20 protein-coding genes are annotated in these 18579 nt (G+C 72.0%); 9 read left to right on the forward strand and 11 right to left on the reverse strand.

All coding sequences use genetic code 11. The features are described from left to right. Window positions 1-570 precede the first annotated feature (570 nt). Both OG514_RS00975 and OG514_RS00980 read left to right on the forward strand, forming a co-directional pair. On the forward strand, window positions 571-933 hold the full coding sequence (locus tag OG514_RS00975; RefSeq protein ID WP_266889792.1) for a hypothetical protein: 363 nt from the start codon (window positions 571-573) through the stop codon (window positions 931-933). Between the two features lie 2 nt (window positions 934-935). After that, a complete protein-coding gene (locus OG514_RS00980) occupies window positions 936-1370 on the forward strand; it encodes a hypothetical protein (RefSeq protein ID WP_266889794.1) in 435 nt (144 codons plus the stop codon). A gap of 1 nt (window position 1371) precedes the next feature. Here the strand turns inward: OG514_RS00980 and OG514_RS00985 are convergent, their stop codons facing one another. The 3 genes from OG514_RS00985 to OG514_RS00995 form a co-directional block, all read right to left on the reverse strand. Continuing rightward, the gene (locus OG514_RS00985) at window positions 1372-1869 is read right to left on the reverse strand and encodes a GNAT family N-acetyltransferase (RefSeq protein ID WP_266889796.1); all 498 of its coding nucleotides are present in this window, start codon (window positions 1867-1869) and stop codon (window positions 1372-1374) included. Window positions 1870-1906: 37 nt separating this feature from the next. Beyond that, window positions 1907-2530 (reverse strand): sigma-70 family RNA polymerase sigma factor, encoded by a 624-nt coding sequence (locus tag OG514_RS00990; protein WP_266889798.1) that lies wholly within the window; start codon window positions 2528-2530, stop codon window positions 1907-1909. 107 nt (window positions 2531-2637) lie between these two features. Then, window positions 2638-3834 carry a glycerophosphodiester phosphodiesterase gene (locus tag OG514_RS00995; protein WP_266889800.1) on the reverse strand — a complete coding sequence of 399 codons (1197 nt, stop codon included), beginning with the start codon at window positions 3832-3834 and terminating at the stop codon, window positions 2638-2640. Window positions 3835-4054: 220 nt separating this feature from the next. Here OG514_RS00995 and OG514_RS01000 point away from each other — a divergent pair, with 220 nt between their 5' ends. Then, window positions 4055-4726, forward strand: a complete 672-nt coding sequence (locus OG514_RS01000) for a 1-acyl-sn-glycerol-3-phosphate acyltransferase (RefSeq protein WP_266889802.1) — start codon at window positions 4055-4057, stop codon at window positions 4724-4726. Between the two features lie 89 nt (window positions 4727-4815). On the opposite strand, the gene OG514_RS01005 is transcribed toward OG514_RS01000, so the two are convergent. Both OG514_RS01005 and OG514_RS01010 read right to left on the reverse strand, forming a co-directional pair. After that, the gene (locus OG514_RS01005) at window positions 4816-6360 is read right to left on the reverse strand and encodes an MFS transporter (RefSeq protein ID WP_266889804.1); all 1545 of its coding nucleotides are present in this window, start codon (window positions 6358-6360) and stop codon (window positions 4816-4818) included. Then, window positions 6357-6908, reverse strand: coding sequence for a TetR/AcrR family transcriptional regulator (locus tag OG514_RS01010; protein ID WP_266889806.1), 552 nt, complete (start codon window positions 6906-6908; stop codon window positions 6357-6359). The genes OG514_RS01005 and OG514_RS01010 overlap by 4 nt, the downstream gene beginning before the upstream one ends. 85 nt (window positions 6909-6993) lie before the next feature. Between OG514_RS01010 and OG514_RS01015 the strand changes: the two genes are divergently transcribed. Continuing rightward, a complete protein-coding gene (locus tag OG514_RS01015; protein ID WP_266889808.1) occupies window positions 6994-7503 on the forward strand; it encodes an HAD domain-containing protein in 510 nt (169 codons plus the stop codon). A 19-nt stretch (window positions 7504-7522) separates the two neighbouring features. On the opposite strand, the gene argH is transcribed toward OG514_RS01015, so the two are convergent. Continuing rightward, window positions 7523-8950, reverse strand: a complete 1428-nt coding sequence (gene argH / locus OG514_RS01020; RefSeq protein WP_266889810.1) for an argininosuccinate lyase — start codon at window positions 8948-8950, stop codon at window positions 7523-7525. Between the two features lie 234 nt (window positions 8951-9184). On the opposite strand from argH, the gene OG514_RS01025 reads away from it, so the two are divergent. From OG514_RS01025 to OG514_RS01035, 3 genes are read left to right on the forward strand one after another with little or no spacing between them, the layout of a single operon-like run. Further along, entirely contained in the window at window positions 9185-10531 is a 1347-nt protein-coding gene (locus OG514_RS01025) for a hypothetical protein (protein WP_266889812.1), read from the forward strand. A gap of 43 nt (window positions 10532-10574) precedes the next feature. Next, window positions 10575-11174: a pyridoxamine 5'-phosphate oxidase family protein gene (locus tag OG514_RS01030; protein WP_266889814.1), complete on the forward strand. Its 600-nt coding sequence runs from the start codon at window positions 10575-10577 to the stop codon at window positions 11172-11174. A gap of 48 nt (window positions 11175-11222) precedes the next feature. Further along, the gene (locus OG514_RS01035; protein WP_266889816.1) at window positions 11223-11912 is read left to right on the forward strand and encodes a L,D-transpeptidase; all 690 of its coding nucleotides are present in this window, start codon (window positions 11223-11225) and stop codon (window positions 11910-11912) included. 10 nt (window positions 11913-11922) lie between these two features. On the opposite strand, the gene OG514_RS01040 is transcribed toward OG514_RS01035, so the two are convergent. From OG514_RS01040 to argC, 5 genes are read right to left on the reverse strand one after another with little or no spacing between them, the layout of a single operon-like run. Then, complete coding sequence (locus tag OG514_RS01040; protein WP_266889818.1) at window positions 11923-12453, reverse strand: arginine repressor; 531 nt, start codon at window positions 12451-12453, stop codon at window positions 11923-11925. Between the two features lie 7 nt (window positions 12454-12460). Next, window positions 12461-13666 (reverse strand): acetylornithine transaminase, encoded by a 1206-nt coding sequence (locus OG514_RS01045; protein WP_266889821.1) that lies wholly within the window; start codon window positions 13664-13666, stop codon window positions 12461-12463. Beyond that, window positions 13666-14601, reverse strand: coding sequence for an acetylglutamate kinase (argB, locus tag OG514_RS01050; RefSeq protein WP_266889823.1), 936 nt, complete (start codon window positions 14599-14601; stop codon window positions 13666-13668). Before argB ends, OG514_RS01045 begins: the two co-directional genes overlap by 1 nt. After that, window positions 14598-15764: a bifunctional glutamate N-acetyltransferase/amino-acid acetyltransferase ArgJ gene (gene argJ / locus OG514_RS01055; protein WP_266889825.1), complete on the reverse strand. Its 1167-nt coding sequence runs from the start codon at window positions 15762-15764 to the stop codon at window positions 14598-14600. The genes argB and argJ overlap by 4 nt, the downstream gene beginning before the upstream one ends. Beyond that, window positions 15761-16789 (reverse strand): N-acetyl-gamma-glutamyl-phosphate reductase, encoded by a 1029-nt coding sequence (gene argC / locus OG514_RS01060; RefSeq protein ID WP_266889827.1) that lies wholly within the window; start codon window positions 16787-16789, stop codon window positions 15761-15763. The genes argJ and argC overlap by 4 nt, the downstream gene beginning before the upstream one ends. A gap of 183 nt (window positions 16790-16972) precedes the next feature. On the opposite strand from argC, the gene OG514_RS01065 reads away from it, so the two are divergent. Next, complete coding sequence (locus OG514_RS01065; RefSeq protein WP_266889829.1) at window positions 16973-17848, forward strand: metalloregulator ArsR/SmtB family transcription factor; 876 nt, start codon at window positions 16973-16975, stop codon at window positions 17846-17848. Between the two features lie 8 nt (window positions 17849-17856). Next, window positions 17857-18468 (forward strand): dihydrofolate reductase family protein, encoded by a 612-nt coding sequence (locus OG514_RS01070; protein ID WP_266889831.1) that lies wholly within the window; start codon window positions 17857-17859, stop codon window positions 18466-18468. Window positions 18469-18579 lie beyond the last annotated feature (111 nt).

Consider the following 18579-nt stretch of genomic DNA (forward strand, 5'->3'; position numbering starts at 1 on the left):
GGTTTCCGTCACTGTCGAGTGCGCGACGCGGGGTCCGTCGTGCACGGGGCATTCGTCTTCGGACAGTCAGGCGCACGGAGGCCGCTCCGGCGGGTGGCCGGGAGTCGGCGGTGCGCGGGGGCGGGCACGGTCCGCCGCCGGAAGGCGGGAGGAACGGCACGGCCGTCGGGTCTCGCTTCGGGGCGCGAAACTCAGGCGGGGGCCCTCAGAAGGCGCACATTCGACACATACAACGAGCACCGGGCGTGATGATCGCCTCGGTCGCAAGGGTGCGGCTGCTCGTCGTGGTCATGTCTGCAAGTAAAGCATGCGCAGGTGCGAACGAAAGGAGGCTGTCCGAATAGCGGACGCCTTTGAGACGCCATGCGGACACTTCGGAGGCCGTCCTTCCGCTCTCTTTCCGCGCGTGGCCTGCGGGGACGGGCCCGGTGGATCGGTGCCCGCGCGCGGGGCGGGAGGGCTGTGCGGGGGCGGGTTGTGGCCCAGGCCACGCCCGGTGACCCGGACGTGCCGGGAGGGCGGTGGGGGGCGAGCGCATCGGGCCTTTCGGCCCGTAATACCCTCGGGCGCATGCTTGACGCCCTGACGGTCGCGGTCTCCGTGGCCGCGCTCGCCCTCGCCGCCTGGTGCGGCTACGCCGCCTTCCGTGACCAGTCGACCAAGGACTGGCACTTCATCGGCATGGCCGTGGTGTCCTTCCTCGTCCTGGTCCAGCTGATCGTCGGGATCGTGCAGCTGACGCGCGGCGAGAAGGCCGAAGAGGGCGCGACGATCTTCGTCGCCTATCTGCTCGGGGCGCTGTGCGCGGTGCCCATCGCCGGGTTCATGTCGCTCGCGGAGCGCAGCCGGTGGGGTTCGGCCACGGTGGCCGCCGGTGCGGTCGTCCTGGCCGTGCTCGAAGTGCGTCTCTACGACATCTGGACGGTGGGCTGACCATGACCGAGACGCAGGAGAAGTCAGCACAGGGCGCGAAGACCCGGCTCGTCACGGGCCCCGGCATCCTGCTCGTCTGGCTGTACGGCGTGATGTCGGTCGGCGCGGTCTCCCGCTCGATCTACCAGATCGCCACCGAGTTCGACCGGGCGCCGCTCGCGTACGCCCTGTCGGCAGTGGCCGCCGTCGTCTACGCCTTCATCACCTACACCCTGGTGCGGGGCGGGGAGACGGCCCGCAGGGCGGCGCTGGTGTGCTGCGCCGCCGAGCTCGCGGGCGTACTGATCGTCGGGACCTGGACGCTGGTCGAGCCGTCCGCCTTCCCGGACGCGACGGTCTGGTCGGACTACGGCTACGGCTATCTCTTCATTCCGGTCCTGCTTCCGCTGACCGGCATCTGGTGGCTGCGCCGGTCGCGGACCCTCACCGCCGCCTGAGTCAGGCGGCGGCCTTCTCCAGGGTCACCAGGGTGAGCCTGGGGCCGAGCTCGCGGGTGGCGACCTGCGCGTACCCCTTGCTGCGGTAGAGGCGCAGGTTGCCCTCGCTGCGGTGGCCGGTGAAGAGCTGGAAGCGCTTGGCGGCTGGGGCGGGGAGCTGCTCGGCAGCGGCCGCGAAGTGGCGCTCGATGCCGTCGAGGAGCCGGCCGCCGAGGCCGTGCCGCTGCATGCGCGGGTGCACGATCAGCTTGGCGATCCGTACCGTGCCGTCCTCGTCGAGCCGGGCCCGTACGGAGGCGACGACCTCGTCGCCGAGCCGGGCCACCAGACCGTGCCCCTCGGCCAGTTCGGCGCGCAGGGCGTCGAGCGACTGGGTGAGCGGTTCGATGGACCAGTCCCCGTAGAGCTCCGCCTCGCTCTGGTAGCAGAGGTACTGCAGCTTCAGGATGTGCTCCGCGTCCTGCGCATCCGCCGCTGAGATGGTCACACTCAGGCCCATGTGTGCACGCCTCCCGCTCATCTGGTCGATCATCGGTTTAACGCACCCTTCCCCGTCGGCCGGGGGCGGGAACCTCTGCAGCCAGCATTCTGCGCAAGCATCCCAGGCAACGGGAACGCATCGGCCCCAGACTGCCCTGTGAGATACCCAACTCTCCTGCGATTTCCCGGTACGTGGGGTCCTCGGGATCGAGCATCGCGGTCAGCACCCGGGGGCAGCGGCCAGGCGTCCTGGTGACGGCGGCACGCAGGGTGCGGCGGCCCTCGGCCACCATCAGCGAGTGTTCCGGGGAGCCGTGGGGCCCGGAGCCGCCCGGATCCTGGGCGGGTTCCTCCCGGTAGGGGCGCTCGCGGTCGCTGGTCCTGCGGGCCCGGCGGGCCTCCGCGCGGACGGCGCGGCGCAGCCATTCGGCGGGGCGCTCGGGGGCGGCCCCCGTCTCCTTGAGCTGCTCCAGGAGACGGAGCCAGACGGCCTGTTCCAGGTCGCCCGGGTCGACTCCGGCGGCCGGCGCCTCGGCATCCGACTCGGCGGCGAGCAGCGGGGCGAGGGCGGCGAGGAGCCCGGGGGTGGCGGTGTCGTCGACGGCGGGGGCGGCGGTGTCGTCGATGGTCGTGGTGCCGGGGGCGGTGATGCCGCGGGTGGTGATACCGGGGGTGGTCATGAACCGCACGATGCCGGGGCACTCGGGTGTGGTTGCGGTACGGGGCGTAAACCACCCGGGAGGAGGTCGTGCGGGCCCGAACGCCGGACCCGCACGGGTGTCCGGACTCAGCCGCGGGCGGTGAAGTCCGCCGCGCCCAGCAGGGCGGTGTCCGGGTTGTCGGAGAAGATGCCGTCGATCCCCGTCTCCAGGTACCGCTTCAGGGCCCCGAAGGAGTCCCCGTACGCCGTCGGGTCCGTGCCCCTGCGGAAGTCCGCGGGCAGAAAGGAGTTCTCGTTGCGGTGGGTGTACGGGTGGAGGATCAGGCCCTCCGCGTGCGCGTCGCGGACCAGGGTGGTCGGGTCGCCGAGGCGGCCGCTCGCGTCCTTGGGGATCACCAGGTCGAGGGTGGGTCCGATGCCCTTGGCGTACGAGGCGATCCAGCGCAGGCCCTTGGGCGTGACCAGGTCGGCGACCGTGCGCGGGTCCCCGGCCTGGACGAAGTCCCAGGGGCGGCTGCTCGCTCCGGAGAGCAGCACCACTCCGGGCGAGTCCACCAGCTTCGCGAGCCGCTGGATGCTGCTGGGCTCGAAGGACTGGAGGAAGACCGGGGAGTTCGCGCGGTGGCGACCGTAACGGCGCAGCAGCTTGGCGAGGCGCTCCTCCAGGCCGAGCCCGAGGGAGCGGAAGTACGTGGGGTGCTTGGTCTCGACGTGCAGCCATATCTCGCGGCCCCGGCGGCGGCCCTCCTCCTCGGCCCAGCGCAGCACCTCCTCGAAGGTGGGGATCGCCCAGCGGCCGTCGTAGAGGGTGTTCTCCTGGCGGATGGCCGGAATGCGCTCCTTGGCCCGGAGGGTCTTGAGCTCGGCGAGGGTGAAGTCCTCGGTGAACCAGCCGGTGAGGGAGACGCCGTCGACGCTCTTGGTGGTCTTCCGGGAGGCGAACTCGGGGTGGTCGGCGACGTCGGTGGTGCCGGTGATGTCGTTCTCGTGGCGGCAGACGAGGTGCCCGTCCTTGGTGGGGACGAGGTCCTGCTCGATGACGTGGGCGCCGAGGTCGAGGGCGTGCCGGTAGGAGCCGAGGGTGTGCTCGGGGCGGTAGCCGCTGGCACCCCGGTGGGCGATGACGGTGGGGACGGGGAGGGAGCGGTAGCCGTGGCCGTGCGCGCGGCCCGCGTCGGCGGACCGGACGTCGGCCGTCTGCGACGCGGCGGCCTCTGCCACGCCCGGGCCGGCGGCGAGGGCCGTGGAGGCGCCGAGGACGGTGGCGCCCGCCGCTCCGAGAACCGTGCGCCGGGCCGGGGTCAGGCGTTCGCCCTGGGTCATGAAGTGTCCTCCTGTGTCATGTCCCGCACCTGTCGACGGGTGCCCCCGACGCTAGGCATCAGGGCCCTACGGGCGGCAGACCTCGGCCGAACATGGCGGAAACACACGTCAACACTGTGTATCCACTCGGTGAACCCGATGTGCGCACGGCGGTGACCCGCGAGTATCGTCGCCAGCTGCACCGTCAGCTCGACTGACCCGCGTCCCACCGGAGGAACCGTTGTCCCGTCTCGCGATCATCAAGGCAGTGCTCGGGCCGGTCATGCGCCTGATGTTCCGCCCCCGCGTGGAGGGCGCCGAGAACATCCCGGGGACCGGTCCCGTCATCCTCGCGGGCAACCACCTGACCTTCATCGACTCGATGATCATGCCGATCTGCCTGGACCGTCCGGTCTACTTCATCGGCAAGGACGAGTACGTGACGGGCAAGGGCATCAAGGGCCGGGCAATGGCCTGGTTCTTCACCAGCGTCGGCATGATCCCGGTGGACCGGGACGGCGGCCGCGGCGGTGTGGCGGCCCTGATGACCGGCCGTCGGGTCCTCGAAGAGGGCAAGATCTTCTCGATCTATCCGGAGGGCACCCGCTCCCCCGACGGTCGGCTGTACCGGGGCCGTACGGGCATCGCGCGGCTCACCCTGATGACGGGCGCGCCGGTGATCCCGTTCGCGATGATCGGCACCGACAAGATCCAGCCGGGCGGCGCGGGCTTCCCGCGTCCGGGCAAGGTGACGGTCCGCTTCGGCGAGGCGATGGAGTTCTCGCGGTACGACGGGATGGACCGCGACCGCTATGTGCTGCGGGCGGTGACGGACTCGGTGATGGCCGAGGTCATGCGGCTCTCCGGGCAGGAGTACGTGGACATGTACGCCACGAAGGCGAAGGCCGCGTAGCCCCGCCGGGCCGGCACGGTCCCCACGAACATCGACGGTGCCCCGTACAGCCGCCTGGCCGTACGGGGCACCGTCATGTCCGCCGGGCGTCAGTGCTCGACGCCGTCCTCCAGCTTCTGGCCCCTGAGCAGGAACCAGGCCGCGACCGCCGTCGCGAGGAGGACCGCCGCGCCGACGCCCGCCGCGATCCGCAGGCCGTCGACGAAGGCCTCCTGGGCGGCCGACACCAGGGCCGTCGCCGTGTCCGGGGCGAGGGCGCCGGACGCCTCGACCGCGCCGCCGAGCGACTCGTGGGCGGCGGACGCGATGTCGGAGGGGACATCGGCCGGGGTGGCGAAGTCCCGGTAGACACCGGTGACGATCGAACCGAGGACGGCGATGCCGAGCGCGGCGCCCAGTTCGTATGCGGTCTCGGAGACCGCGGAGGCGGATCCGGCCTGTTCCTTCGGGACGCTGGAGAGGATCACGTCGGCGGTGACGGTGAAGGCGAAGCCCGCACCCACACCGACGACGAGCAGGGCCGCACCGAGCAGCGGGTAGCCGGTGTGCTGGTCGAGCGTCGTCAGGACGGCGAGCGAGAGGCCGACCGCCGCGAGACCGCCGGCCACCACGGACCGTACGGAGAAGCGACGGGCCACCAGGCCCGCGATCAGACCGGCCGTGACCGCGCCGACCGCCGCCGGGAGTTCGGCGAGGCCGGCCTCCAGGGGCTGCCGGCCCTGGACCAGCTGGAAGAACTGGGACAGGAAGAACACCAGGCCCGAGAGGCCGAGGATGGTCAGCAGGTCGGCGAGCACGGCGCCCGAGAAGCCGCGGTGGCGGAACAGGCGCATGTCCAGGAGCGGCGCGGGCAGGGTCAGCTGCCTGCGGACGAACCAGGTCAGGGCGGCGGCTCCGAGGAGGGCGGCGACGCCCGCGTCGAGGGAGATGCCGTGCGAGGCCAGTTCCTTGATCGCGTAGACGATGCCGATCAGGCCGACGAGGGAGAGGGCGACGCTGGGCAGGTCCCAGGGGCCCGGGTCGGGGTTCTTGGACTCGGGGATCAGCTTGATGCCGACGAGGACGAGGACCGCCATGACGGGCAGGTTGATGAGGAAGACCGAGCCCCACCAGAAGTGCTCCAGGAGGAAACCGCCGACGACCGGTCCGACGGCGGCGCCGGCCGAGGCCATGGCACCCCAGATGCCGATGGCGAGGCTGCGCTCGCGCGGGTCGTGGAAGAGGTTCCGGATGAGCGCCAGGGTGGACGGCATCAGGGTCGCACCGGCGACACCGAGCAGGGCGCGGGCCACGATCATCATCTCGGGGCTGGTCGCGTAGGCGTTGAGCACGGAGACGGCGCCGAAGGCGGTGGCACCGATCAGGAGCAGCTTCTTGCGGCCGATGCGGTCGCCGAGGCTGCCCATGGAGACCAGGAGTCCGGCGATGACGAAGGAGTAGACGTCGCCGATCCAGAGGAGCTGGGTGCCGGAGGGCTTCAGGTCCTCGGAGAGGAAGGGGGTCGCGAGGCCGAGCACCGTGGCGTCGACCGCCACGAGGAGGACGGCCAGGACGAGAACGGAGAGGGCGAGCCACCGGCCGGGGCGGCGCACGCCCTCGGTATGGCCCGCGGTCTTGAGGGTGCTGGTGGTCACTTCTCCACGCTCCTGCGCGCTCCGCCGAGCAGCAGCTCGGCGATCATGTACTGGAATTCCTTGGCGGCGACCCGGCCGTCCTGCACGGCCCAGGCGCCGGAACCGACGAGCCCGTAGAAGGCCTCGGTGAGCCAGGCGGGGGGCAGGTCGATCCGGAAGACGCCCCGCTCCTGTCCGCGCCGGAAGAGCGTGGAGACCCGGGCGTCGAGGCGGGACCAGCCCTCGTTGAGCTGGTCGCCCTCGAAGAGCTGGTTCTCGGTGTAGAGGAACGACAGCAGGGGGGCGACGTCCTCGACCTCGGCGACGAGCCGTCGTACGGCCTCGTCCTCGGGTCCTTCGTCGAGTGCGGCCCGGTCGAGGGCCGCCTCCATCTCCTGCAGCCCGAGCTCTTCGAGCGCCCGCACCAGGGCGTCCCGCCCGGCGAAGTGCCGGTGCAGCGTGGCACGGCCGATACCGGCGGACCGGGCGACCTCGTCCAACGTGGCGGTCGCCTTGCGGGAGAGCAGGGCGGCGGCTGCGTGGAGCACCTGGGTGCGATCGACTGACATGAGACGACCATACACCGAATGAGACATCAATGTCTCATTGGATAAATCGACGCCTCACCTTGGGCGGGGACGGAATGCTGTGAACATGACGAAGCCACTGCTGCTGATCGACGTCGACGGGCCGCTGAATCCGTACGCGGCGCAGCGCGAGCGGCGCCCGCAGGGGTACGGCACCCACCGGATGAGCCCCACGGGCTGGACGGGTGCGAAGCCCGTGCGGGTCTGGCTCAATCCGGAGCACGGGGGCGAGCTGCTCGCCCTTGCCGAGGCGTACGAGCTGGTCTGGGCGACGACCTGGAAGGGCGAGGCGAACGACTGGATCGGGCCCCACCTCGGGCTGCCCGAGCTGCCGTTCATCGACTGGCCCCGGATGCACGGAAAGGCCCCTCGCGGGACCTTCTGGAAGACGCAGTACATCCTGGAGTACGCGGCGGGGCGGCCGTTCGCCTGGGTGGACGACGACATCACGTCGTACGACCACGAGTACGTGGAGCGGAACCACCTCGCCGCCGCCCTGTTGCTGCACGTCGACCCCCGGATCGGGCTGATCCGGCCGGACTTCGACGCGCTCGCGGACTGGGCGGCGGCGCTGTGACGCTCTGAGGGGTACGGGGTTACTTCTTGGCGGTGGCCCAGGCGTGCTGGATCACCAGGTCGGCCTTGACCTCGACGAGCTGGGTGGCGACCGCCGAGGGGGCGGTGCCGCCGCGGCCGTTGCGGGAGGCGAGGGCGCCGGGGACGTTGAGGACCGTGCGGACCTCGGGGGTGAGGTGCGCGGAGATCTTGGCGAACTGCTCGTCCGTCAGCTCGTCCAGCTCCTTGCCCTCGGACTCGGCGACCTTCACGCACTCGCCGGCCACCTCGTGCGCCACCCGGAACGGCACGCCCTGCTTGACCAGCCACTCGGCGATGTCGGTCGCGAGCGAGAAGCCGGCGGGGGCCAGCTCCTCCATGCGCTCCCGGTTGACGGTGAGCGTGGCCATCATGCCGGTGAAGGCGGGCAGCAGGACCTCCAGCTGGTCGCAGGAGTCGAAGACCGGCTCCTTGTCCTCCTGGAGGTCGCGGTTGTAGGCGAGCGGGAGCGCCTTGAGCGTGGCGAGGAGGCCGGTGAGGTTGCCGATGAGACGGCCGGACTTGCCCCGGGCGAGCTCGGCGATGTCCGGGTTCTTCTTCTGCGGCATGATCGACGAGCCGGTGGAGAAGGCGTCGTGGAGGGTCACGAAGGAGAACTCCTTCGTGTTCCAGATGATGATCTCCTCCGCGATCCGCGAGAGGTTGATGCCGATCATCGCGGTGATGAAGGCGAACTCGGCGACGAAGTCACGGGAGGCCGTGCCGTCGATGGAGTTGCCGACCGAACCGCGCTCGAAGCCCAGGTCCTTGGCGACCGCCTCGGGGTCCAGCCCGAGGGAGGAACCGGCGAGGGCGCCGGAGCCGTACGGGGAGACGGCCGTACGGGTGTCCCACTGCCGCAGCCGCTCGGCGTCCCGGGAGAGGGACTGGACGTGGGCCAGGACGTGGTGGGCGAAGAGCACCGGCTGGGCGTGCTGGAGGTGCGTACGGCCGGGCATGGCGACGTCCGGGTGCGCCTCGGCGAGGCCGACGAGGGCGTCCTGGAGCTCGGCGACGAGACCGCCGACGATCCGGGCGTGGTCGCGCAGGTACATCCGGAAGAGGGTGGCGACCTGGTCGTTGCGGGACCGGCCGGCGCGCAGCTTGCCGCCGAGGTCCGGGCCGACGCGCTCCAGGAGACCGCGCTCCAGGGCGGTGTGGACGTCCTCGTCCGCGATGGTGCCGACGAGGGTGCCGTCGGCGACGTCCGCCTCCAGCTGGTCGAGACCGGCGAGCATGCGGGTCAGCTCGTCCTCGGTGAGCAGCCCGGCCTTGTGCAGCACGCGCGCGTGGGCACGGGAACCGGCGATGTCGTACGGCGCGAGACGCCAGTCGAAGTGGACCGACGCGGACAGCTTCGCCAGGGCCTCGGCGGGGCCGTCGGCGAACCGTCCGCCCCAGAGCCGGACGTCACCGTTGTTGCTGCTCACAGCTGCTGCTCCTCAGGAGAGTGGGGTCTACCGCCGCCTCCCGGCCCGGGCCTTGGACGGGGAAGCGGCCTGTTCAACGCGTGCGGGTCACGCCAGGTCGCGCCGGACGGCGATCACGCGCCCCTCCGGGTAGGCATAACTATGCAATCCTCCGTATGTTTTGTCAATGCGATGCCCGGTCACGCGCCCGATATTCAACGGCGCTCCCACCGCTCAGGATCTAGGCTCCACGCCATGCCGAGCATGACCTTCGACGACGTCACCGGCCGACTCGCCCAGGCCCTCCTGGGCGCCGACGCGGGCGCGTGGGTCGACCTCGACCAGCACATCCGGGCCGACCTCCGGTGGGGCGACCGCATACCGCCGGTCCACACCTGGTTCCCCGCCGCCGTGGAGCGGGGCCTCACCGCCCCCGAGGTCGCCGTCGCCCTGTGCGGTCCCGACGGCCGGGCCCGGGAGGCCGCCCTCCCCCACGTGAGCCGCTCGCCCGAACTCCTCCCCCTGGCCGTCATCCGGTGCGCCGACTGGGCCGAGCCCGTGCGGGTACGGGCCCTCGCCGTCCTGCGCGCAGAGCTGCCGGGGCTCGCACCCGAGGCCCTCGACCGCCTCACCGCGGTGGCTCTCCGCACCGGGGAGCGGCTGCGCGGGGGCGCCGCCAGGGAGTTGCTCACCGCGAGCCTGCGGGAGGGGCCGACGGCGGTCACGGCCGCCCTGCTCGACAGCGGGGACCGGGCCGTGCGCCGACTCGCGCACCGGGTCGCCGTCGAACGCGGCCTCCTCTCCCCCGCCCGGCTCGCGGCGATCGCCGCCGTCGGCCCCGACGTGGTCGTCCAGGACCTGTGTGCGAACGCCGCGCTTGCCACTGCGGGCGACTCGGTCGACGACACCGTCCTCGCCCCGCTGCTGGGTTCCCGGCTCGGCCGGGCACGGGCGGCCGGTGTCACGGCGCTGCACCGGGCCGGGCGGAGCGAGGAGTCGGAGCCGTTCCTGTACGACCGGTCCGCACTCGTGCGCGCCTGCGCACGCTGGGTCCTGCGGCAGGCGGGCACGGACCCCGTGCCGCTCTACCGGGCCGCCTGCGCGGCCGGAGACGCGGTGCCCTCCGACGCCCCGCTCGGCCTCGCCGAGTGCGGCGACCGGGCCACGGACGGCGCGGTGCTGTGGAAGCTGACGGAACACGGCCGACCCCAGGTGCGGGCGAGCGCCGTGGCGGGACTGCGCGTACTCGACGCCGTGCGGGTCGAGCGCCTCGCGCCGCTGCTGGCCGACGACTCTCCCCGGGTCGTCCGGGAGGCCGCGAGGGCACTGGCCCCCTGGGCGGACCACTTTCCGACCGACGCCCTCCGATGGCCGCCTGTCGGCTCTGCCGCCGCGCACGAGGATCACGAGAGTCGCACGAGGGACGGCGGGCACGAGGGGGTCGACGGAACGGCACGGGACGACGAGGCCACCCCGCGCCGGGAGGCGGCCCCTCCCCCGGCCGACGCTCCCCGCCCGCCCGCGCGCGCATGGGCGCCCCGGATCCGGCAGGCACTCGGCTTCGGCCCCGGGCGCAACCACCGGAGACCGACCGGGGCTTGAGACGGCTGCGCCACGGGCGGGCGAAGCGAGCAGAATGCCCGTCATGGGCAAGACATACGAACGTATCGACGGACGGCTCCGCGCCTTCATAGAGGCCCAGCCGGTGTACTTCACCGCGACCGCTCCCCTCTCCGGGGACGGTCACGTCAACCTCTCCCCCAAGGGCCGCCGGGGCACCCTCGTCGTCCTCGACGAACTGACCCTCGCCTACGTCGACTTCGGCGGCAGCAGTGCCGAGACGATCGCGCACCTGCGGGAGCCCGGCAACGGGCGGATCACTCTCATGTGGACGGCGTTCTCCGGGCCGCCGACCGTCGTCCGGGTGCACGGGACCGGGGAGGCCGTGTTCCGGGACGATCCGCGCTGGGCGGAGTTGTTCACCCGGTTCCCCGCCGAGGCCGTCGAGGGGCAGGGCAGCGCGCGGGCGATCGTCGTCGTGCACGCGCGCCGGGTCAGCGACGCCTGCGGGTTCGCCGTCCCGCTGATGGAGTACCAGGAGGACCGGGAGATGCACGCCGAGTACTTCAACCGGAAGACGGACGACGAGTTCAACGCGTACTGCGAGCGCAAGGACCACATCGGGACCAGCCTCGACGGGCTCCCCGCGCTGCCGCTGCCCCTGCCGCCGCTGCCCGCCGGATAGCCCCGTACCGCGCGCGGTGCGCGGAGCGGTGGCCCTAATCTCGCGCCCATGCGCACTCTTCTGCTGCTCGGCGCCGCCGCCGCGCTCTCCCTGGGGCCCGTGCCCGCCCCCGCACCGCTGCCCGCGCGGATGAAGGACACAGGTGGCGGCTCCCAACTGATCACCGCCGAGGCCGCGGACGCCCGCGCCACCACGGGCACCCTGACCTGGTGGGACCGGCGCGGCAGGCGGTGGGTGAAGACCGGGTCCGCGCCCGCCAGGTTCGGGGCGAAGGGGCTCGCCGAGGGCGAACGGCGCCGGCAGGGCACGAACAGCACGCCCACCGGGCTCTACCGGCTGCCGTACGCCTTCGGGATCGAGCCCGCGCCCGCGGGGACCTCGTACCGCTACGCGCGCGTGACCGAACGGTCCTGGTGGTGCCAGGACAACGACTCCCGCGCGTACAACCGCTGGGTCGAGGGACTGCCCCGGGACTGCCGGGCCGCCGAAGCCGAGCATCTCGTCACGTACCGGCGGCAGTACGCGCACGGGCTCGTCATCGGATTCAACTACGACCGGCCGGTACGCGGGCGCGGGGCCGGCATCTTTCTGCACGTCAACGGGAGCGGGGCGACCGCCGGTTGCGTCTCCGTACCGGCGGACGCGATGCGCGCGCTGCTCGCCTGGGCCGACCCCGCGCGCCGACCGCACATCGCCGTCGGAACGCTGGGCGGTCCGACGGCGATCACGCGCTACTGAGCTCCGGGGCTCACTTCTGCGCCAGCTTCAGCAGGTGGTCCGCGAGTGCCTGGCCGCCCGCCGGGTCACGGCTGATGAGCAGCAGGGTGTCGTCACCCGCGATCGTGCCGAGGATCGCGCGGAGTTCGGCCTGGTCGATGGCCGACGCGAGGAACTGGGCGGCCCCCGGCGGGGTCCGCAGGACCACCAGGTTGGCGGACGCCTCCGCGGAGATCAGCAGTTCGCCGGAGAGGCGCCGCATGCGCTCCTCCTTGGCGGATTCGCCCAACGGGGCCTGCGGGGTGCGGAATCCGCCCTCGCTCGGCACCGCGTAGATCAGCTCGCCGCCGGTGTTGCGGATCTTCACCGCGCCCAGCTCGTCGAGGTCGCGGGAGAGCGTCGCCTGGGTGACGCTCAGCCCGTCGTCCGCGAGGAGCTTGGCGAGCTGGCTCTGCGAGCGCACCGGCTGCCGGTTGAGGATGTCGACGATCCTGCGGTGGCGTGCGGTGCGGGTCTGCGGAACGGACGGCCCACCGTGCTCATTTTCCTGCGCGTCGGTCATCGTCGTCTCATTCTCCGGTTCGTCCTTGCCCGTTCGCCACGTCGAGGACCCCGGGCAGGGCCTGGAGGAAGGCGTCCGCCTCGGCGTCGGTGAGGACCAGCGGAGGCATGATCCGTACGACATCGGGGGCGGGCGCGTTCACCAGGAGGCCGGCGTCCTGAGCCGCCTGCTGCACCTGGGGTGCGAGGGACTCCGTGAGCACGATACCCAGCAGGAGGCCCGCACCACGGACGTGGGAGACCAGCGGGTGGCCCAGACCCTCGATCCCCTGCCACAGCCGCTCCCCGACCGCCTTCACGTGGTCGAGGGCCGCGTCGGCGCCGAGGGTGTCGAGAACGGCGAGTCCGGCGGCACAGGCGACCGGGTTGCCGCCGAAGGTGGTGCCGTGGTGACCGGGCCCGAAGAGGTCCGCGGCCGGGCCGAAGGCGACGGTCGCGCCGAGCGGGAGGCCGCCGCCGAGACCCTTGGCGAGGGTGACGACATCGGGCTCGACGCCCTCGTGGGCCTGGTACTCGAACCAGTGGCCGCAGCGGCCGATGCCGGTCTGCACCTCGTCGAGGACGAGGAGGGTGCCGGTGGCGCGGGTGATCTCCCGGGCCGCCTTCAGATAGCCGACGGGCGGGACGACGACGCCGTTCTCGCCCTGGATGGGCTCGATGATCACGAGGGCGGTGTCCTCGGTGACGGCGGCGCGCAGCGCCTCCACGTCCCCGTACGGCACATGTGTCACGTCGCCGGGCAGCGGCAGGAACGGGGTCTGCTTGGCGGGCTGGCCGGTGAGCGCCAGGGAGCCCATGGTGCGGCCGTGGAAACCGCCCTGGGTGGCGACCATGTGGGAGCGGCCGGTGAGCCGGCCGATCTTGAAGGCGCCTTCGACGGCCTCGGCACCGGAGTTGCAGAAGAAGACCTTGCCGGGCCGACCGAAGAGGGCGAGGAGCTTCTCGGCGAGGGCGACGGGGGGCTCGGCGACGAAGAGGTTGGAGACGTGGCCGAGGGTCTGGATCTGCCGGGTGACGGCCTCGACGATCGCCGGGTGGCCGTGGCCGAGGGCGTTGACGGCGATGCCGCCGACGAAGTCCAGGTACTCGTTGCCGTCGGCGTCCCAGACCTTGGCGCCCTCACCGCGGACGAGGGGCAGCCTGGGGGTGCCGTAGTTGTTCATGAGGGAGCCCTGCCACCGCTGGGTCAGCTGCTCGTTGCCGGTGCCGCTCATCAGTCCCCCTGTCCGTCCGGCACGACCATCGTGCCGATGCCCTCGTCGGTGAAGATCTCCAGCAGGATCGAGTGCTGGACCCGGCCGTCGATCACGCGGGCCGTGGTGACCCCGTTCCGTACGGCGTGCAGGCAGCCCTCCATCTTGGGGACCATGCCGCTGGAGAGCTCGGGCAGCAGCTTCTCCAGCTGGCTCGCGGTGAGCCGGCTGATGACCTCGTCGCTGTGGGGCCAGTCCTCGTAGAGGCCCTCGACGTCGGTCAGGACCATCAGCGTCTCGGCGCCCAGCGCCGCAGCGAGTGCCGCAGCCGCCGTATCAGCATTGACGTTGTAGACATGTCCGTCGTCCTGGGAGCGGGCGATGGAGGAGATGACCGGGATCCGGCCGTCCTCCAGGAGCGCCTGGATGGCGCCGGTGTCGATGGCGGTGATCTCGCCGACCCGGCCGATGTCGATCTGCTCGCCGTCCACGACCGGCCGGTGGCGGGTGGCGGTGATGGTGTGGGCGTCCTCGCCGGTGAGACCGACGGCGAGCGGGCCGTGCTGGTTGAGCAGCCCGACGAGCTCGCGCTGGACCTGGCCGGCGAGGACCATCCGTACGACGTCCATGGCGTCCTCGGTGGTGACCCGCAGGCCGGCCTTGAACTCGCTGACGATGCCGTGCCGGTCGAGGGCGGCGCTGATCTGGGGGCCGCCGCCGTGCACGACGACCGGCTTGAGGCCGGCCTGGCGCAGGAAGACGACGTCCTGGGCGAACGCGGCCTTGAGGTCCTCGTCGATCATGGCGTTGCCGCCGAACTTGATGACGACGGTCTTGCCGTTGTGCCGCGTCAGCCAGGGCAGGGCCTCGATGAGGATCTGGGCCTTGGGGAGCGCGGTGTGCTTCCGGGTGGTGCTCTCGGCCGGCGTGCCCGCGGGATTCTTGGGGTCGCTCATGACGAGTACGCGCTGTTCTCGTGGACGTAGTCGGCGGTGAGGTCGTTCGCCCAGATCACGGCGGACTCGGTGCCGGCGGCGAGGTCGGCCGTGACGGTGACCTCCCGGTAGCGCATGTCGACCAGCTCGCGGTCCTCGCCGACGGAGCCGTTCCTGCAGACCCAGATGCCGTTGATGGCGACGTTGAGCTCGTCGGGCTCGAAGGCGGCCCGCGTCGTACCGATGGCGGAGAGCACCCGGCCCCAGTTGGGGTCCTCGCCGTGGATGGCGCACTTGAGGAGGTTGTTGCGGGCGATGGACCGGCCCACCTCGACGGCGTCGTCCTCGGTGGCGGCGTTGATCACCTCGATGCGGATGTCCTTGCTGGCGCCCTCGGCGTCGCCGATGAGCTGGCGGGCGAGGTCGTCGCAGACCTCCCGTACGGCCTCGGTGAACGCGTCCTGCGCCGGGGTGACGCCGGAGGCGCCGGAGGCGAGGAGGAGGACGGTGTCGTTGGTGGACATGCAGCCGTCGGAGTCGACCCGGTCGAAGGTGACACGGGTGGCGCCCCGGAGGGCGCTGTCCAGGCCCTTGGCGTCGACGTCGGCGTCGGTGGTGAGGACGACGAGCATGGTGGCGAGGCCGGGGGCGAGCATGCCGGCGCCCTTGGCCATGCCGCCGACCGTCCAGCCGTCCTTCGTGACGACCGAGGTCTTGTGGACGGTGTCGGTGGTCTTGATGGCGATGGCGGCCTTCTCGCCGCCGTGCTCGGACAGTTCGGCCGCGGCCTTCTCGACGCCGGGGAGGAGCTTGTCCATGGGGAGCAGGATGCCGATGAGGCCGGTGGAGGCGACGGCGACCTCGCCGGCGCCGACGTCCGTGCCCTTGGCGCTGAGGACCTCGGCGACCTTCTCGGCGGTGGCGTGGGTGTCCTGGAAGCCCTGGGGGCCGGTGCAGGCGTTGGCGCCGCCGGAGTTGAGGACGACGGCGGTCAGCTCGCCGTCGGCGAGGACCTGCTGGGACCAGACGACGGGGGCTGCCTTGACGCGGTTGGAGGTGAAGACTCCCGCGGCGGCGCGGCGGGGCCCGGTGTTGACCACGAGGGCCAGGTCCGGGTTGCCGTTCTGCTTGATCCCGGCGGCGATGCCCGCTGCCGTGAATCCCTTCGCTGCGGTGACACTCACGGCGCCACTCCAATCGTGGAAAGTCCGGTGCTCTCGGGGTAGCCGAGGGCGATGTTCATGCTCTGCACCGCGCCGCCGGCGGTGCCCTTGGTGAGGTTGTCGATGGCGCTGATCGCGATGATCCGGTTCGCCGCCGCGTCGTACGCGACCTGCACCTGAACGGCGTTGGAACCGTAGACGGACGCGGTCGCGGGCCACTGCCCCTCGGGCAGCAGGTGGACGAAGGGCTCGTCCGCGAAGGCCTTCTCGTACGCGGCCCGTACGGTCTCGGCGGTGACGCCCGGCTTCGCGGTGGCGGTGCAGGTCGCGAGGATGCCGCGGGGCATCGGCGCCAGGGTCGGCGTGAAGGAGACGGTGACCCGCTCCCCCGCCGGTCCGCTGAGGTTCTGGATCATCTCGGGGGTGTGGCGGTGGCCGCCGCCGACGCCGTACGGGGACATGCTGCCCATGACCTCGCTGCCGAGGAGGTGCGGCTTGGCCGCCTTGCCGGCGCCGGAGGTACCGGAGGCGGCGACGATCACGGCCTCGGGTTCGGCGAGCCCGTTCTCGTACGCGGGGAAGAGCGCGAGCGAGACGGCGGTGGGGTAGCAACCGGGCACCGCGACACGCTTGGACCCCTCCAACGCGGCGCGGGCACCCGGCAGTTCGGGGAGGCCGTAGGGCCAGGTCCCGGCGTGCGGGGAGCCGTAGTACGTCTCCCAGTCCGCGGGCTCCTCGAGCCGGAAGTCGGCGCCCATGTCGACGACGAGGACGTCCGGACCGAGCTGCTCGGCGACGGCGGCGGACTGCCCGTGCGGCAGGGCGAGGAAGACGACATCGTGCCCGGCGAGCTCGTCGGCGGTGGTGGGCACGAGGACGCGGTCGGCGAGCGGCAGCAGATGGGGCTGCAGGGCCCCGAGCCGCTGGCCGGCGTTGGAGTGGCCGGTCAGGGCGCCGATCTCCACGTGGGGGTGGGCGAGAAGGAGACGCAGGAGCTCTCCGCCCGCGTATCCGCTCGCACCCGCCACTGCTACTCGTACCGTCATCGAAACCCTCCTCATGGATGGCATGACTATACGTGTCGCCGCAGGTTTATGCAACGACAGGCCAAGGGCGCGGGCACGAAAGCGCGGCCCCTCACCCACCTCCATTTTCGCGCGCGCCCACACCTTCACCCCGTGCTTCATATTCCTTGACACGAATATTCGCCGGGGAGAATACTTGCCCTCATGGACGACGCAGACCCACTCCTCGCCGCACTGGCCGACCCGGCCCGCTGGCGCCTCGTACACCTGCTGGCCGAGCGCGCCCGCCCGGTCGGCGTACTCGCCCAGCTCGCCGAGGCGCGTCAACCGCAGACGACCAAGCACCTGCAGACACTCGAGCGGGCCGGGGTCGTCACCTCCCAGCGCTCCGGGCAGCGCCGGGTCTACGCCCTCCGGTCCGGCCCCCTGCGGGACCTGGCGGCCACGCTCGCCCGGCTCGCCGACACCGTGGACCGGGCCGGCGGGCCACGCGAGACGTACGACCGGTACGGACTCAGCCTGGAGAGCGAGCGGCTCGCGGCGGAGGAGCCGGGGTGGGCGGACGACCGCTCCTTCCGGTTCCACCGACCCCTGGCCGGGGACCCCGAGGCGGTCTGGCGCCACCTGACCCAGACCGCGCCGCTCTCCCACTGGTGGACGCCCGACGACCTGCGCGTCTCCGAGCTCACCTTCGAGGCCCGGCCGGGCGGGCGGATCCTCCTGGAGTACCGCGACGCCGAGGACACCGAGGGCTCCGACCCGGTCGCCGGGCGCGGGGAGGGTGTCGTCGACGTCGCCCGACCGGGCGAGCGCCTCGCCTACCGGCTCTCTCCCCGGCTCCCCGACGGCAGCCCGGCCTTCACGGCCCACGTCGACTTCGCCCTCCGGCCGACCGACACCGGCACCGACCTCGACGTCCACTACCGGATCACCGAGAGCACGGTCGACTCCGCCGACTTCGTCGCGGGCATCGAGATCGGCTTCGGCCAGTGCCTCGACAAGCTCGTCACCGCTGTCGCCACCACCGCCGACACGGCCCACGTCACGCCCGACACCTCAGCCCGCACCGAAGGAAAGTAGGCACAGCCATGTCCCACTCCACCGGACGCAAGGTGACCGCCAACATCGCCCTCACCCTCGACGGGCGCTACAACGGCCCCGGCGGGCCCGGCGACATCGCCGCGATCCTCCCGTACGCGACCACCGAGGTCGCGCGGAACCACCTCACCCACATCTGGGAGAACGCGACGACCGCACTGCTCGGCCGCGTCAACGCCGAGGGATTCCTGGGGTACTGGCCGACGGTCGCGGCGGACGAGGACGCCGACCCCCGCGATCGCGGATACGCGAAGTGGCTCGTCGACACGGAGAAGGTGGTCCTGTCGACCACCCTGACCGAGGCCCCGGCCGACAGCGCATGGGAACGCGCGCGCGTGGTGAACGCCCCCGCCGCCGACGTCGTCGCCGAGCTCAGGGCCGACGGCGAGGGCGACATCCTGGTCAACACCAGCGCGAGCGTCATCAAGGCGCTCCTCGCGGCGGATCTGCTCGACCGGCTGTACCTGCTGATCTGCCCGGAGATCGCCGGGGGCGGGCAGCGGCTGTTCGAGGACGGCCTGCCCGGCTCGCGGTGGAAGCTCACCCGCCAGGAGACCGGCGAGCTGGGCGAGACGGCCCTGATCTACGACCGGATGCGCTGAGCGCCACCACCGCGCATGCTGGCCCCAGGACCGGCAGACGCATGCACCGCGTCCACGCCGACCCTACGGCCGGCGACCGGCCCTGAGGCACGGGCCCCACGGGGTGCCGGA

It is taken from the genome of Streptomyces sp. NBC_00572, from assembly GCF_026341815.1.
Lineage (GTDB): Bacteria > Actinomycetota > Actinomycetes > Streptomycetales > Streptomycetaceae > Streptomyces.

Excerpts from the sequence above, each read along its gene's own strand:
- OG514_RS00975 (WP_266889792.1), top strand. The coding sequence starts at position 571 with ATGCTTGACGCCCTGACGGTCGCGGTCTCCGTGGCCGCGCTCGCCCTC.
- OG514_RS01040 (WP_266889818.1), bottom strand. The coding sequence starts at position 12,453 with ATGACCGACGCGCAGGAAAATGAGCACGGTGGGCCGTCCGTTCCGCAG.
- OG514_RS01065 (WP_266889829.1), top strand. The coding sequence starts at position 16,973 with ATGGACGACGCAGACCCACTCCTCGCCGCACTGGCCGACCCGGCCCGC.
- OG514_RS00995 (WP_266889800.1), bottom strand. The coding sequence starts at position 3,834 with ATGACCCAGGGCGAACGCCTGACCCCGGCCCGGCGCACGGTTCTCGGA.
- OG514_RS00980 (WP_266889794.1), top strand. The coding sequence starts at position 936 with ATGACCGAGACGCAGGAGAAGTCAGCACAGGGCGCGAAGACCCGGCTC.
- OG514_RS00990 (WP_266889798.1), bottom strand. The coding sequence starts at position 2,530 with ATGACCACCCCCGGTATCACCACCCGCGGCATCACCGCCCCCGGCACC.
- argB (WP_266889823.1), bottom strand. The coding sequence starts at position 14,601 with ATGAGCGACCCCAAGAATCCCGCGGGCACGCCGGCCGAGAGCACCACC.
- OG514_RS01035 (WP_266889816.1), top strand. The coding sequence starts at position 11,223 with ATGCGCACTCTTCTGCTGCTCGGCGCCGCCGCCGCGCTCTCCCTGGGG.
- OG514_RS01025 (WP_266889812.1), top strand. The coding sequence starts at position 9,185 with ATGCCGAGCATGACCTTCGACGACGTCACCGGCCGACTCGCCCAGGCC.
- OG514_RS00985 (WP_266889796.1), bottom strand. The coding sequence starts at position 1,869 with ATGGGCCTGAGTGTGACCATCTCAGCGGCGGATGCGCAGGACGCGGAG.
- OG514_RS01070 (WP_266889831.1), top strand. The coding sequence starts at position 17,857 with ATGTCCCACTCCACCGGACGCAAGGTGACCGCCAACATCGCCCTCACC.
- OG514_RS01030 (WP_266889814.1), top strand. The coding sequence starts at position 10,575 with ATGGGCAAGACATACGAACGTATCGACGGACGGCTCCGCGCCTTCATA.
- OG514_RS01010 (WP_266889806.1), bottom strand. The coding sequence starts at position 6,908 with ATGTCAGTCGATCGCACCCAGGTGCTCCACGCAGCCGCCGCCCTGCTC.
- argC (WP_266889827.1), bottom strand. The coding sequence starts at position 16,789 with ATGACGGTACGAGTAGCAGTGGCGGGTGCGAGCGGATACGCGGGCGGA.
- OG514_RS01045 (WP_266889821.1), bottom strand. The coding sequence starts at position 13,666 with ATGAGCGGCACCGGCAACGAGCAGCTGACCCAGCGGTGGCAGGGCTCC.
- OG514_RS01015 (WP_266889808.1), top strand. The coding sequence starts at position 6,994 with ATGACGAAGCCACTGCTGCTGATCGACGTCGACGGGCCGCTGAATCCG.